At 36.3% G+C, this 14467-nt stretch carries 14 protein-coding genes; 12 read left to right on the forward strand and 2 right to left on the reverse strand.

Annotated elements, in window-relative coordinates; genetic code table 11:
• Nucleotides 1-42: 42 nt before the first annotated feature.
• Nucleotides 43-1053 (reverse strand): type I glyceraldehyde-3-phosphate dehydrogenase, encoded by a 1011-nt coding sequence (gap, locus tag JZO69_RS13035; protein ID WP_207113305.1) that lies wholly within the window; start codon nucleotides 1051-1053, stop codon nucleotides 43-45.
• A 230-nt stretch (nucleotides 1054-1283) separates the two neighbouring features.
• On the opposite strand from gap, the gene JZO69_RS16770 reads away from it, so the two are divergent.
• The 3 genes from JZO69_RS16770 to obgE all read left to right on the forward strand — a co-directional run bounded on the left by JZO69_RS16770 (nucleotide 1284) and on the right by obgE (nucleotide 3753).
• Nucleotides 1284-1925 carry a DUF4003 family protein gene (locus JZO69_RS16770; protein WP_277989633.1) on the forward strand — a complete coding sequence of 214 codons (642 nt, stop codon included), beginning with the start codon at nucleotides 1284-1286 and terminating at the stop codon, nucleotides 1923-1925.
• Nucleotides 1891-2274 (forward strand): DUF4003 family protein, encoded by a 384-nt coding sequence (locus tag JZO69_RS16775; RefSeq protein ID WP_277989634.1) that lies wholly within the window; start codon nucleotides 1891-1893, stop codon nucleotides 2272-2274. Before JZO69_RS16770 ends, JZO69_RS16775 begins: the two co-directional genes overlap by 35 nt.
• A gap of 165 nt (nucleotides 2275-2439) precedes the next feature.
• Nucleotides 2440-3753: a GTPase ObgE gene (obgE, locus tag JZO69_RS13045; RefSeq protein WP_277989635.1), complete on the forward strand. Its 1314-nt coding sequence runs from the start codon at nucleotides 2440-2442 to the stop codon at nucleotides 3751-3753.
• 116 nt (nucleotides 3754-3869) lie between these two features.
• On the opposite strand, the gene JZO69_RS13050 is transcribed toward obgE, so the two are convergent.
• The gene (locus tag JZO69_RS13050; protein WP_207113306.1) at nucleotides 3870-4304 is read right to left on the reverse strand and encodes an Lrp/AsnC family transcriptional regulator; all 435 of its coding nucleotides are present in this window, start codon (nucleotides 4302-4304) and stop codon (nucleotides 3870-3872) included.
• Between the two features lie 328 nt (nucleotides 4305-4632).
• Here JZO69_RS13050 and JZO69_RS13055 point away from each other — a divergent pair, with 328 nt between their 5' ends.
• The 9 genes from JZO69_RS13055 to rnz all read left to right on the forward strand — a co-directional run bounded on the left by JZO69_RS13055 (nucleotide 4633) and on the right by rnz (nucleotide 14459).
• On the forward strand, nucleotides 4633-5820 hold the full coding sequence (locus tag JZO69_RS13055; RefSeq protein WP_207113307.1) for an MFS transporter: 1188 nt from the start codon (nucleotides 4633-4635) through the stop codon (nucleotides 5818-5820).
• A gap of 75 nt (nucleotides 5821-5895) precedes the next feature.
• Nucleotides 5896-7170: a kynureninase gene (gene kynU / locus JZO69_RS13060; protein WP_242586829.1), complete on the forward strand. Its 1275-nt coding sequence runs from the start codon at nucleotides 5896-5898 to the stop codon at nucleotides 7168-7170.
• A 245-nt stretch (nucleotides 7171-7415) separates the two neighbouring features.
• Nucleotides 7416-8144 (forward strand): polyphosphate polymerase domain-containing protein, encoded by a 729-nt coding sequence (locus JZO69_RS13065; RefSeq protein ID WP_207113308.1) that lies wholly within the window; start codon nucleotides 7416-7418, stop codon nucleotides 8142-8144.
• Entirely contained in the window at nucleotides 8134-8811 is a 678-nt protein-coding gene (locus tag JZO69_RS13070; protein WP_207113309.1) for a DUF4956 domain-containing protein, read from the forward strand. Before JZO69_RS13065 ends, JZO69_RS13070 begins: the two co-directional genes overlap by 11 nt.
• Nucleotides 8812-8820: 9 nt before the next feature.
• Nucleotides 8821-10695 carry a carbohydrate-binding domain-containing protein gene (locus JZO69_RS13075; protein WP_207113310.1) on the forward strand — a complete coding sequence of 625 codons (1875 nt, stop codon included), beginning with the start codon at nucleotides 8821-8823 and terminating at the stop codon, nucleotides 10693-10695.
• Nucleotides 10696-10764: 69 nt separating this feature from the next.
• Entirely contained in the window at nucleotides 10765-11337 is a 573-nt protein-coding gene (locus JZO69_RS13080; RefSeq protein ID WP_207113311.1) for a DUF1269 domain-containing protein, read from the forward strand.
• 140 nt (nucleotides 11338-11477) lie between these two features.
• The gene (locus tag JZO69_RS13085) at nucleotides 11478-12170 is read left to right on the forward strand and encodes a response regulator transcription factor (protein WP_207113312.1); all 693 of its coding nucleotides are present in this window, start codon (nucleotides 11478-11480) and stop codon (nucleotides 12168-12170) included.
• Complete coding sequence (locus tag JZO69_RS13090) at nucleotides 12160-13458, forward strand: sensor histidine kinase (protein WP_242586831.1); 1299 nt, start codon at nucleotides 12160-12162, stop codon at nucleotides 13456-13458. The genes JZO69_RS13085 and JZO69_RS13090 overlap by 11 nt, the downstream gene beginning before the upstream one ends.
• 68 nt (nucleotides 13459-13526) lie before the next feature.
• On the forward strand, nucleotides 13527-14459 hold the full coding sequence (rnz, locus tag JZO69_RS13095; RefSeq protein ID WP_207113313.1) for a ribonuclease Z: 933 nt from the start codon (nucleotides 13527-13529) through the stop codon (nucleotides 14457-14459).
• The last annotated feature ends 8 nt before the right edge of the window (nucleotides 14460-14467 follow it).

The following is a 14467-nucleotide window of genomic DNA, read 5'->3' on the forward strand; positions in this document are numbered from 1 at the left end:
TTCATGCAACGATCGTTTTTGTCTATGGGAATGGATCAGTTTTTACAAATTAGCAAATTTTTCTAATAAACGAATCATTTGGCAGGTAAAGCCATATTCATTATCATACCAAGCCACAGTTTTAACTAATTGGAAATCCCCAGAAGTTGTAACTTCTGTTTGAGTTGGATCAAAGATAGAACCTTCTGTTGTTCCAATCACATCACCAGATACGATTTCACGATCATCAAAACCGAAGGAAGGATTATCGATTGTATGTTTTTTGATTGCTTCATTTACTTGATCCGCAGTTACTTTTGTTTTTAATATTGAAACCAATTCAGTTAATGAACCATCAACAACTGGCACACGTTGCGCATGTCCTTGCAGTTTTCCATTCAATTCTGGGATAACTAAACCAATTGCTTTAGCAGCGCCAGTCGAATGAGGAATTGTGTTATCTGCAGCTGAACGAGCAGCTCTCAAATTGCCACCTTTAACGGGTCCATCTAATAACATTTGAGTAGAGGTATAAGCATGGACTGTTGTCATTGTTCCAACTTCAATCCCGAATTCATTATTTAAGAAATACGCCATAGGAGCCAAACAGTTGGTTGTACATGATCCGGCTGAAATGATTTTGTCAGTAGAAGTCAGCGTATCATCATTGACATTATAAACGATTGTTTTCATGTCACCGGCAGGAGCTGATATTACGACACGTTTGGCACCAGCGTCCAGATGAGCTTGAGCTTTCGCGTCAGATGTATAAAAACCTGTACATTCTAAAACAATATCTACGCCATTTTCTTCGACCCATTTTAATTTGCTGGCATCGGCTTCTGCATAAACCTTCGTTTCTTCCCCATCAACTACGATTGAATTATCAGTTGCAGTTACTTTTCCAGGATAAGTTCCATGAGTAGAGTCAAACTGTAGTAATTGTGCTAACATTGTTGGACTTGTCAAATCATTGATTGCTACAACTTCAATATCATCGGAAACTTCTTTGATGCGGCGAAAAGCTAATCGACCAATACGTCCAAATCCATTAATACCTACTTTTACTGTCATACTAAACTTCCTCCTTTGATAATTTAGAGCAAGAGAACAAACTTGTTTTTAGTTACGTAAAAACCACGATCAACAAATAAGTTCGCAGCGCTCGACAACATAGAAAAAACTAGCTTTGTACAATCATTTATTTAAAATAATCGTTACATAGGCTATACTATAAGCATGGACGCTTGATATGTTTTTGTCAAAAATCTTGTCTTTAAATTAAAGCAAAGGAGTTGGGAGAAATGAAGAGAAACGAGGTTGTTGATTTACTACAAATGAATTATCAAAGAATCAAAGACGGTAAAGGGAAATGGTTTGATAAACGAGTAGCTTATACGATAGCGAGATCTTTTGTTTCCGAAGAACATCAATTTTCGGATAAAGATTATCGTCAGATGGAAAAAACGCTTCAAGGTGAGTTGAAACTATTTAATGCCTTAGGACAACCTGTAAGAGGAATGTTGTTAGGAATGTTATTGGCAAATGGAAAATCAAAGGATTTAGATATCCATATTTTGATCACAGATTACCAACGTTTACGTGATGCAGGCTTCCATTCATCTTCATTTTCTTATTTTACAGCTTATTTACTTCAATTTATTGAAACGGCTGAAAAAGAATTTATTGTTCGTAGAGGGCAAGAGATTTATGCTGAATTAAAAGCAAATCATTATTTTCTAACAGGAGCAGAAGATGGAGCAATCGCTATTTCTTTGGCACAACATGATAAATTAGAAACCTTAACGCCAAAACAAATTGGAAATTTAGTAGAAACGTATTATCAAGCGCTAAATGCTTATGGTTTTCGTAAAAACAAATCAACTGCAATTTGCTGCAGCGACTGCGGCAATGTTGACGGGCTCTTTTTCTCAGCGTATGATTGAGCGCTTAGACGATTTGATTAATGAGCTAAAACATATTGGTATTCGATTTAGACCAGAATTTTATAATAGTATTATTACATTAGCTTTTTTAGATTCTATAAAAGCTATTGATTTCTCAGTATTAGAAGATTATTTAGCTCTTATTGAAGAAAAAACCGCGCTTCGTTTTTATAAGGATTTTCGTCAGACTTTAGCTTTAGGCTTGTTAATCAGCGAGGAAATGAGCATGTTGTCTGCTGATAACCTTAATATATCAGCTTTAACAATCACCCTGATGATGGCACAAGAACAGGCTGCAGCAGCTGTAGCAATAGCGGCATCGGTCAGTGCTTCAAATTCCAGTTCATGAAAACGAATTTGGCTAGACAAATCCGGGTTTAACCTTTACAATAAGAAAGGCTTTCAAAGAGCATTTCTTATTCAGTATAGAATAAATGGTGAGACCCAAACCGCTCTTTTTAATTTCAAGAGTTGAATACTTGGTCTCAACCTTTTTAAGATAGGAGGACAAAATATGTCCATGTTTTTAGATCAGGTAACAATTGATGTCAAAGCCGGTAAAGGCGGAGACGGAATGGTTGCCTTTCGTAGAGAAAAATATGTACCAGATGGCGGACCTGCCGGAGGTGATGGCGGTCAAGGAGGCGATGTGATCCTTGTCGTAGAAGAAGGATTACGTACGTTGATGGATTTCCGTTTCAATCGTCATTTTAAAGCACAACCCGGTGAAAATGGGATGAGTAAAGGAATGCACGGACGCGGCTCAGAAAATACCTTTGTCAAAGTTCCCCCAGGTACAACTGTACGTGACGCCGATACAGGCGTATTGATCGGAGATTTAATTGAAAATGGCCAAACATTGACAGTAGCTAAAGGTGGACGAGGTGGACGAGGCAATATTCGTTTTGCTTCTGCTAAAAATCCAGCACCAGAAATTGCTGAAAATGGTGAACCTGGTCAAGAAAGAAAAATCGAATTAGAATTGAAAGTTTTAGCGGATGTTGGTCTAGTTGGTTTCCCATCTGTTGGAAAATCTACATTGCTTTCTGTTATTTCATCTGCGCGACCTAAAATCGGTGCGTATCACTTTACGACACTAGTTCCTAACCTTGGAATGGTATCAACAAGTGATGGACGAAGCTTTGCTGCAGCAGACTTGCCTGGTCTAATCGAAGGCGCTTCTCAAGGTGTTGGACTTGGAACACAATTCTTGCGTCATATCGAGCGGACAAGAGTTATTTTACACGTAATTGATATGAGTGGTATGGAAGGCCGCGATCCTTATGAAGATTATCTAGCAATCAATAAAGAGCTGGCTTCTCATAATATGCGTTTGTTGGAACGTCCACAAATTATCGTAGCCAATAAAATGGATATGCCCGAAGCAGAAGAAAATTTAAAGAAATTCAAAGAACAAATCGAAAAAGAACGGACAGATGAGTACGCCGATCATCTACCGATTTTCCCGATATCTGGTGTTTCACGCAAAGGGATCGAGCCATTGCTTAATGCAACAGCTGATTTGATCGATGTAACGCCGGAATTCCCATTATACGAAGAAGAAATCGTAGAAGATACTGTTCATTACGGTTTCCAACCAGAAGGTCCAGAATTCACGATTGATCGTGATTCAGATGCCACATGGATTTTGTCTGGAGAGTCACTAGAAAAACTCTTCCAAATGACAAACTTCGAACACGATGAAAGTGTCATGCGTTTTGCCCGTCAACTACGTGGTATGGGGATCGATGAAGCCTTACGAGCTCGTGGAGCGAAAGATGGCGACATTGTTCGAATCGATGAATATGAATTTGAATTCGTAGATTAAAAATATAATTACAAGAAGAGAGCTGATTATTTTATTAGCTCTTTTTTTTGCGTACTTAAGTAATTTTCTGAAATACAAAGGGAAGAGGTGGATTTAAAAGAATAATGTGTCTATTGCTATGTATCTAAATTCAGTTGATTTTCAACAGCAGTCTCCAAAATGATCGAACTTTTGACCGTTGCAAATTGCATCCATTTTGCTAGCAATTCTTTCATTTCAGTTGTGCTAGTTACTGTGGCTTTCACTAAATAATTTACGTCACCGCTAACAATATGAACTTCATTTACATATGGATTTTCTTTTAATAATTTTAATGCTGCATCAACAGAAAGCGTAACTTGACTCAATTCACTGAAAAAAGTAATAGTTTGTTTGATTTTATCCAGTGAAACTTGAATTGTAAAATTTGTGATGATTCCTTGGTCAACTAGTTTATTGATGCGTTCCTTAACGCTAGGACGGCTTAAATTTACTTTTTTTGACAGTTCAACAATCGATATACGTGAGTTTTCGTGAAGAAGTTGTAAAAGTTTGTGGTCTGTTTTATCCAATGGTCTACCTCCTTTATTATTCTACTAAGAATCAATAGGTAATTTAATTATAGAGGATAATTTTGGGATTTTCTATAGGATTTTTGTTTTATAAAATGTACAAGACTTAAAAAACAAATGGTATAAAATGAAGCGAGGTTTCATATTGTAAAAATAATGGATAGGTATTTACTAGATTGTAAAGCGAACGTTTACATTTCGTTCGTTTTTTTATATACACAAGACAGTATAATTGGCTATGATTATCTTATCTTAAGATGACTAGGTTGTTTAGTGGTAAATGTATTATTTTTCGATCTAAAAGGTAGACCAAAAAGGAGCGATCTTGATGGTGAGAAACAGATGGATAAAATTTTTGTTGTTGTATGTTGGGGGCGTAATTGTTTCTTTGAGTCAGTTGAAGTTGGTGCCGATCCAAAATGAATTAGGGCAAGATTTAGGTGTAAGTCTTTCAATGGTTTCGTGGCTGATGGCGATTTTTACAGTTTCAGGAACTTTTCTGGCTATTCCCGGAGGTGCGTTGGTCACTCAGTTTGGTCCTAAAAAACTATTAGTTGCTTTAATGGGCTGTTTAGCTATTGGAAATATTTGGGGTGCATTATCAAAAGGTTTTTGGTCGCTATTTATTTCAAGAGCGATTGAAGGAATTTCATTTTCAATGATTATTATGGTGGGCATCGTTTTGATCAATTTTTGGTTTAATGCGGGCGGTAGTGGAATTGCCACAGGTCTTTGGGGCACCTTTTCGGCTTTAGGTTCGATGTTGGCGATGAATTTATTTAAACCTCTATCTCAAACCTATGGTCTGCGCTCGCTTTGGTGGATCATTGCAGGCTTATCGTTGTTTATTTTATGTTTGTATTTATTTATATTAGATGAACCAACCAGTCGCTCTATTGCTAATGAAAAAAAAGAAGCAGGCTCAATCAAAAAAGCAATAGAAAATAAATCAATTTGGCTGTTGGCATTGGCTCAAGGGTGCATGGCATTTATATTATTTGCTTTTATTAACCTCTATCCGCTGATTTATGCTCAATATTATGGATTATCTGAATCATTAGCAAATAATTATACAGGATACTTTGGTCTATTTGGTATTCCATTTGGTGCATTAGCAGGTTACTTGATCGATAAGACACGAAAGGGAAAACTGATTATTTTTTGCTCTTTTGTATTGATGCTGGCAGCAACTTTTTGGATGGGGCATTTATCAAGTAGCTTTACATTTATTGCTCAGCTTTTTATTCTGTCTGCGGGTGCTAGTTTATCTTCCTCTTGTGTAATGATTTTAGCACCAAAAGTGGTGGAGGATAAACGACTGATTGGTGCAAGTATTTCATTTATCAATTTATTTTATTATATTGGTATTTTTATTGGAACGCCGTTAGTGACAAAAGTTAGTGAAATAAGTCAATCTTGGTTGCCTGCTATATATTTACTTGGTGGTATAGGAATTCTTGCATTGTTAGCAGTATTTGGCTTTATTCGATTGAATAAAGCGCGTGAGATATCTTAAGTTTACTTTGTTCGGACAAAAGTATTTTTATGTGTAAAAGTACTTATTTAAATAAAAAAACTTGGAAGGTGACAAATGATGAAAAGAGTATTTCAAACAGATCGTGCATTTGCAAAAGAAATGGATAGTCAAGATCCACTTAGAAAAATTAGAGAGCGGTTTTATGTCCAGCCCGGGGAAATTTACATGGATGGTAATTCTTTAGGGTTAGCGTCTAAAGACGCTGAGCAAGCACTGCTCAATATGATGGATATCTGGAAAACACAAGGGATTAAATTATGGGATGGGTTATTTTATTATGCTAGTAAATTAGGAGAAATGTCTGCACCATTGATCAATGCTCATCCAGATGAAGTCGTGATTACAGGTAGTACAACAATCAATATTCATCAATGTATCAGCACATTATACAAACCAGCAAAAGAACGGTACAAAATTTTAGTCGATGATTTGAATTTTCCTACGGATCGTTATGCCATTGATAGTCAAGTTCGTTTAAAAGGTTATGACCCAAAAGATGCTGTAAAAGTGGTAAAAAGTGCAGATGGTCGACTGATTGACGAATCTGCAGTTATTGAAGCGATGACCGATGATGTAGCAATTATTCTTCTTCCCACCGTTTTGTATCGGAGTTCGCAAGTCTTGGATATGAAACGTTTGACAGATGCAGCCCACCAACGAGGGATTCTAATTGGTTGGGACTTGTGTCATGCAATCGGTGCTATCCCAATGGATTTTAAAGAGGTTGATCCGGATTTTGCTATTTGGTGTACGTATAAATATTTATCTGCAGGTCCAGGATCGATTGCAGGGCTTTATATGAATCAAAAACATTTCAAAGAAACGCCTGGTTTAGCTGGTTGGTGGGGAAATAAAGATGACACCCAATTTGAATTGAAGCACGAATTTGAGCATCAACGAGATGCAAGCGGCTGGCAAATTGGTTCTCCAAGTTTCTTGGCAATGGCGCCTTTGGAAGGGACTTTAACTATTTTTAATGAAGTAGGAATGGATAAAATTCGTGAAAAATCATTAATGATCACAGCCTATCTAATGTATTTGATTGACGAAAAACTTGCAAAATATGGGTATGCCGTTGGAAATCCTCGCGAAGATAGTAGACGTGGTGGTCATGTTTGCTTAGAACATGAAGAAGCGTATAGAATTTGTAAAGCATTAAAAGAAGCGAAGATCATTCCAGATTTTAGAGAACCTAATGTGATTCGATTAGCACCAATTGCTTTATATAACACCTATGAAGAAGTTTACACATTAGTTGAAACTTTGGAAGAAATTGCCATAAATAAAAAATATGAACGATTTAGTAACGAACGAACTTTAGTTGTTTAAAATAACTCAGTGAAGTGAATATTATACGTATTTCTATAAAAGAAAAATTTCAGTATTGTTAGGATAATTGATATTATCCATTCTAAAGAATTTACAGCTGTTTGTGAATTGCTAAAATAATCTGACGCACTATTAAAAAGATCTTATCTCTAATGACACACCATTTGGAGATGAGATCTTTTTTGCTTTAAGCTTCATTTATGTTTCCTTTTATAGAATGAATTTAGTCAAAGGGGGAAACACGCATGGTAAAATTAAAAAACAGTTTTCAAAGAAAAAAAAAAAAATATGTACTGACAAACGATATGTATCAACAATTGAGGGAAAAATTACAACCCTGCATGCAAGAAGATGAATATGGTTTACATACAATTATTTCAGTGTATTTCGATACGGAAGATTACGAGATGATTCGTCACTCGATAGCTAAACCAGCATATAAGGAGAAATTCCGAATGCGGAGTTATGGAATACCTAGAGAAGGATCTAACGTGTTTATGGAAATAAAAAAGAAAGTCAACGGAGTGGTTTACAAAAGGAGAGTGGCTTTAACTTATCAAGTGGCAAAAGAATACATTCAGCATCCATCCACATTTCACCTAAGCACAGCTAAAGACCAGCAAATCAAACAAGAAATTGACTGGCTGTTAGCACGAAAAAAGCTTGAACCTAAAGTCATGATTGCTTATGACCGACAAGCATTGTTTGATATAGATAATGAAGATTTTCGGATTACATTTGATTTTAATATTCGCTACCGTAAAGAACAACTTACTCAGACGTTAGATGACGATGGCAAGCGAGTAGCGCCAGAAATCGATGTTTTAATGGAAGTGAAAGCATTGGGGGCATATCCACTATGGTTTTCAGAACTTTTAGCAGAAATCGGAATATACCCAACCTCATTTTCAAAGTATGCTCAAACCTATCAGCGTTATTTATATTCCAAGGAGGATTTCCGTTATGTTGTCTAGTTTATTAGTAGAAAGCTCAGTTGATTTGTCATTCAAACAGCTTTTAGTTTGTATCGTAACCTCTGTTTTATTAGGTCTTTTAGTAGCTTGTGTCCATATGTATAGAAACATTTATAGTAAAAACTTTGTGATTACTTTAGCTGTTTTACCCGTTTTAGTTCAATTAGTTATTATGCTGGTGAATGGCAATTTAGGAACAGGAGTCGCTGTATTAGGAGCATTTAGTTTGATTCGCTTTCGTTCTGTGGCTGGTGGCGCTAGAGAAATTACTAGTATTTTCTGGTCAATGGGTATCGGTTTGGCAACTGGAATGGGGTATGTGAGTTATATTGTATTATTTTCTCTAATTATTTCAGTATTCTTGCTCCTGTTGAATACAATTCATTTTGGGGAGAAACAAAAAGTTGCTGAACGTGAAATAAAGATTACAATTCCAGAAGATTTAGACTATCCAGGATTATTTGATGACCTATTCCAACAATATGCTTACTCAGCGAATTTAGATTCAGTAAAAACAACGAATATGGGCAGTCTTTACGAGCTACGCTACCGTATTACATTGAAAGATAATCAGAAAGAAAAAGAATTAATGGATGCTATGCGCGTCAGAAACGGTAATTTAACAATCGTTTCTGGTAAAGTTTCAACAAATAGAGAAGAACTGTAGGTGAGTATAATGAAAAAAGTTAAATTAGGTTTGTCCGCATTAACAATAGTTCTCATCTTATTTACTGGCTGCACAAAAGAGACGACAGAAAATACGGCGACGACAAACAAAAGCACAGAAACTATTGTCGCCACTCAAACCGCAAAGAAAACAACAGAAACTAAATATGGTACCTATGATGAAGAAGATTTTGATGAAAGTTATGATGAAAAAACAGCTACAAAAATTGAATTAAATGACTCCAGCAGTAAAATCGAAGGGTCTGGCGCATCCGAAAAAGATAATGTGATTTCAATTACTACTGGTGGGACATACATCCTATCTGGAAGCTATAATGGTCAAATCAAAGTCAGTGCAGCTAACGAAACAGTTCATTTGATCTTAAATAACACTTCAATAACTAATACTTCTTCTTCAGCAATTTATGTTGAGCAAGCCAAAAAAGTGATCACAACACTAGCAGAAGGATCAAAAAATAGTTTAACAGATGGAGCAGAATATGTTTTTGGTTCTGCTGACGAAACAGAACCAGATGCAGTTTTTTTCAGTAAAGATGACTTAACGATCAATGGCACCGGTACTTTAGATGTAACTGGGAAATATAGTAATGGTATTCGCAGCAAAGATGATTTAGTCATTACTAACGGAATCATCAATGTTACCACCAAGAATAATGGGATCAAAGGGAAAGATTCTGTATCAATTGCAGATGGAACCTTTAATCTGAACACAACAGCTGGTGACGGCATCCAAGCAAATAACAGTACGGACCCAGACAAAGGCTGGATAGCTATTGATGGTGGAACCTTTACCATTCAATCAGGAAATGATGGCATTCAAGCTGAAACAAATCTGTCGATTGCAAAAGCTAAGATCAAATTACAGACTGCTGACGGCTACAAGGATCAAACACTTGATACCACAGCTAGTTACAAAGGATTAAAAGCCTCTGGAAATATTGTCATAGATGATGGAACATTTGATTTAAATACAGCTGATGATGCGATCCATTCAAATGCTGCAGTTACGATCAACAAAGGTGCTTTTTCAATAGCAAGTGGCGATGACGGGATTCATGCAGATTCAGATTTGTTGATTAATAATGGCACAATAACAGTCAATAATTCTTATGAAGGCTTGGAAGGAGCAACCGTAACGATCAACGACGGAGATATTTCAGTGTATGCAACAGATGATGGTATTAACGCAGCTGGAGGAAGTTCTGGTGAATCAGAGCACGAAGGACAATTTGGTGCCGATTCATTTGGTGAACCTGGCGGTGGACAACCAGGAGGAGGCGGAGACAGCACTAAATTTATCGAAATAAATGGTGGTACCACCTATGTCAATGCTGACGGGGATGGGATCGATAGCAATGGTGATATTCGAATGGCTGCAGGCACGCTGATTGTAAATGGACCAACAGATGACGGAAACGCTGCGTTAGATTATGACGGAACATTTACGATCAGCGGAGGTATATTTGTCGCAAGCGGTAGTTCGGGTATGGCAATGAGTGCCAGTGACTCATCTTCCCAAGCCGCATTAAGTCTTTATTTTGATGAAACCCAAAAAGCAGAAACACTGATCAACTTAAAGAATGCTTCTGGAAAAACGATCCTATCCGTTGCGCCTACAAAAGATTTTTCTCATATTGCAATCAGTTCTCCTGATTTAAAGGTTGGGGAAACGATAACTTTATCTAGCGGAGGAAATGATTCTAGTACTGCGAAAAACGGACTGTATAGCGACAGCAACTATTCCAACGGAACAGAACTGGCAAAAATCGCGATCGATGATGTACTGACATCCGTTGATCAGTCTGGTACACAAGTTGACGGTAGTCAAATGGGTGGAGGTCCGGGCGGTCAACCACCAAGATAATTGATTTTCATTGCGTTACTAGCTAGTTTATTGATAGAATAAGGATATCAAATAGATTGAGGTGGTTGCATGTCTAAACGTGTTATTATTATGCATTTTGAAGTAGAGAGTCAAGCTTACCAAGCATTTTCAGAAATAAAAAAATTGTATGTTGAAAAGAAAATCACAGGCGAACAAATGGCTGTTGTCACTCATGTAAACGATGGTGTTCACCAGTTTAAAATTGATGATTTTATTGACTTTACAGGCAATAACCATACTGCAAAAAATAGTATGATCGGAATGCTGATCGGCATATTAGGAGGACCCTTAGGGATTTTACTAGGCTGGTTTGCAGGAAGTTTATTTGGAGCCTCTCAAGATGCAAAAGAAATTCAAGGTGCTCAAACTGTATTTGAACATGTGACGAAACAAATAGGCGAAGGCGAAACAGGATTGATTTTGATTGCTGAAGAAGATGACAATCGCCCGTTGAATCAGTTGATTATGCACGAATTAGGCGGCGAGATTACTCGTCTAGATTTTGAGGATGTAGAAAAAGAAATCACTGATGCCAAAGATGTAGAAAAAGAAACAAAAGATTCCGCAGAAAAATCTTGGAAAAATAAAAAACAGGACCCTGATGAAGAGTCTAAAAGTTAATTGTTGATAGAGTAATGATAAAGAGTGACAAGTCTGCACTTTTTATCATTCATTCTAAAAATTAAATAATAAGCTAGAAGACGTGACGAAGAATCTATTTCTGCTCGTCTTCTTTTTGATTAAAAAGGATGTGGAAACAAATGTTGAAAATACTCTTAGTGGAAGATGACGAAGTTTTATCAGATAGCATTTTAGAGATTTTATCAGAAGTAGGAGAAATAGTTCAAGTTTATGATGGAGAAGAAGCTTTATACGAAGGCGAACGTGGAATTTATGATTTGATCGTATTAGATTTGATGTTACCATTAATGACTGGTGAGCAGGTTTTAACGGCTTTAAGGAAAAAAAATATCTATACACCTGTTTTGATTTTAACAGCTAAAGACGGTCTAGAAGATAAGGTCAACGGGTTTAAAAATGGCGGAGATGATTATTTGACTAAACCCTTTCATAGAGAGGAGTTATTACTTCGTGTGCAGGCATTGGCACGTCGTTCGTTAGGATTGAACAATAAAAATGAATTAGTCGTGAATGATTTAGTTTTAGATCTTGATAATCGTCAAGCCAGTTTCAATGGAAATGACTTGGTTCTTCAAGGAAAAGAGTTTGATTTATTACATTATCTTATGCAAAATCAAGGAAGAATCATTACGAAAGATCAATTATTCGATCGAATTTGGGGATTCCAATCTGATACGACTTTAACAGTCGTTGAAGTTTATATGAGCAATCTTAGAAAAAATTTAAAACCATTCGGAATCGAGCGTTGGATCAAAACATTGCGTAATGTTGGCTATTTATTCGAAGTAATTGAGGAAAAAAATGATGAATAAACAATTAAGTAAAAAACAAAGAATCAATTATTTTATGATGAACCTGATCTCTTTTGCAAGTATTTTTCTAATCTTAGGTTTAATTGTTTTCCAGTTAGTCCAAACATCGATTTATCAATCGGTCGATCATGATTTACAACGGCTTGCTGAGGATGAAAAATTTTTGCAACATCAATTAACGAAAACGGAACGGTTACAAGATCAAAAAACACCGCTTGGCAAATTTGACACACCGCCACCAAATAATTTTCAGCAACAAGTAATTCTTTGGTCAGCAGATGGGAAAATAGTAAATGAAGCAGAGTTAGGTTCTCGTTTTTATGATTTTCAAAATCTTAAATTAGCAACTGACAACCTAAACAAAGTTACTAGCATTCAGACAAAAGATAGCAATGATCGTTCTCTACAGTTTCGTTCCATTATATTACCAGTTGAAAACCAATCGAATATAGCCTATCTTCAATTGTTGGTCAATACCGATCCAATCAAAGGAACAGTCGAACAGTTTAAACAAATTTTGATTATTTGTATGATTATTTTCGGCTTATTATCGATTGCCCTAAGCTATTTTCTTTCAAAATGGTTTATGAAGCCGATCTTGATATCTTGGAAAAAGCAGCAAGAATTTGTAGAAAATGCCTCACACGAATTAAGAACACCACTGACAATTATCCAAGCAAAATTAGAAAAATTATTTACCAAACCAAATCATACGATTTTAGAAGAGTCAGAAACAATCGCTTTATCTTTAGAAGAAGTTCAACGTTTAAGTCAATTAACAAGTGATTTGTTATTGCTTGCTCGTTCAGATTCAAATGCGTTGACCTTGGAAAAAGAACCAGTGAAAATCAATGCCTTTTTAGAAAATATTCTTTTTCCTTACCAAGAATTAGCTGTCGCTGAAGAAAAAGAATTTATCATTGATTTAGGGAAAGAGCAGCAAATCGTTTTTGATAAACAAAGAATCCATCAATTGTTGATTATTTTATTAGATAATGCGCTCAAATACACTGCACCTAGTGAAAGAATCGCCGTTTTTTCCACGGTTAAAAACAATGAATGGATAATAAAAGTCAGCGATACAGGCATTGGAATCGTTGATGAGAAGAAAAAAGCAGTCTTTGAACGATTTTATCGAGGAGAAGTGTCTAGAAATCGTAAAACAGGGGGATATGGCATAGGCCTTGCCATTGCAAAATGGATCGTAGATGAGCATCAAGGGAAAATCGAATTAACCGATACCTCACCCAAAGGGACGACTGTTATTTTACGTTTCCCCATAAAATAAATATTATTTGCTAAAGCGGCGACTTTCTTCTAAAATAAAGAAGAAGTTTAAAGAAAGTTAGGTAGCCAATGGAATTACAATTTTTAGGTACAGGAGCTGGGGTTCCAGCAAAACATCGCAACGTAAGCAGTATTGCTCTAAAATTATTAGACGAACGAAATGCAGTTTGGTTATTCGACTGCGGAGAAGGCACTCAGTTACAAATTTTAAAAAGTAACATTCGCCCAAGAAAAATCGAAAAAATCTTTATTACTCATTTGCATGGAGATCATATTTTTGGTCTACCTGGTTTATTGAGCAGTCGCTCTTTTCAAGGAGGCAATGAACGACTTGAGATTTACGGTCCGCGCGGCGTTGCTGAATTTGTCCGAACGGCGTTAAAAGTTTCTCAAACACGCCTTTCATATGAGCTGAAATTTATTGAAATATCAGGAGAAGAAACGGTGTTTTCAGATAAACAATTCACTGTTTCCTGTCTACCGTTAGATCATGGAATCGCTAGTTTCGGCTATCGAATTGTTGAAGCTGATCATGAAGGAGAATTGCAAGTAGAGAAATTAGCAGCATTAAATATTCCATCTGGTCCGATCTATGGAAAGATTAAACGTGGCGAGACGGTAGTATTACCAGATGGTCAAACAATCAATGGAAAAGACTTTGTTGGTGAAAAAAAATCTGGAAGAACCGTAACGATTTTAGGCGATACAAGAAAAACTAAAAATAGTGTCTTACTTGCCCAAAATGCTGACATTCTTGTTCACGAAAGTACGTTTAACAAAGATGAAGAAAAAATGGCCAAAGCCTATTATCATTCAACAAGCCACCACGCAGCACAAGTCGCTTTAGAAGCAAACGTGACCAAACTTGTGTTGACCCATATTAGTGCTCGTTATTTGACTGGGGATATTATTCAACTAGAAAATGAAGCGAAAGAACTATTTCCAAGAACAAAAATTGTTAAAGATATGGAAATCGTAGAAATACCTTTTAAAGAAGAGTAAGGGGGAAA

Source organism: Candidatus Enterococcus ikei (genome assembly GCF_017316105.1).
Lineage (GTDB): Bacteria > Bacillota > Bacilli > Lactobacillales > Enterococcaceae > Enterococcus_L > Enterococcus_L ikei.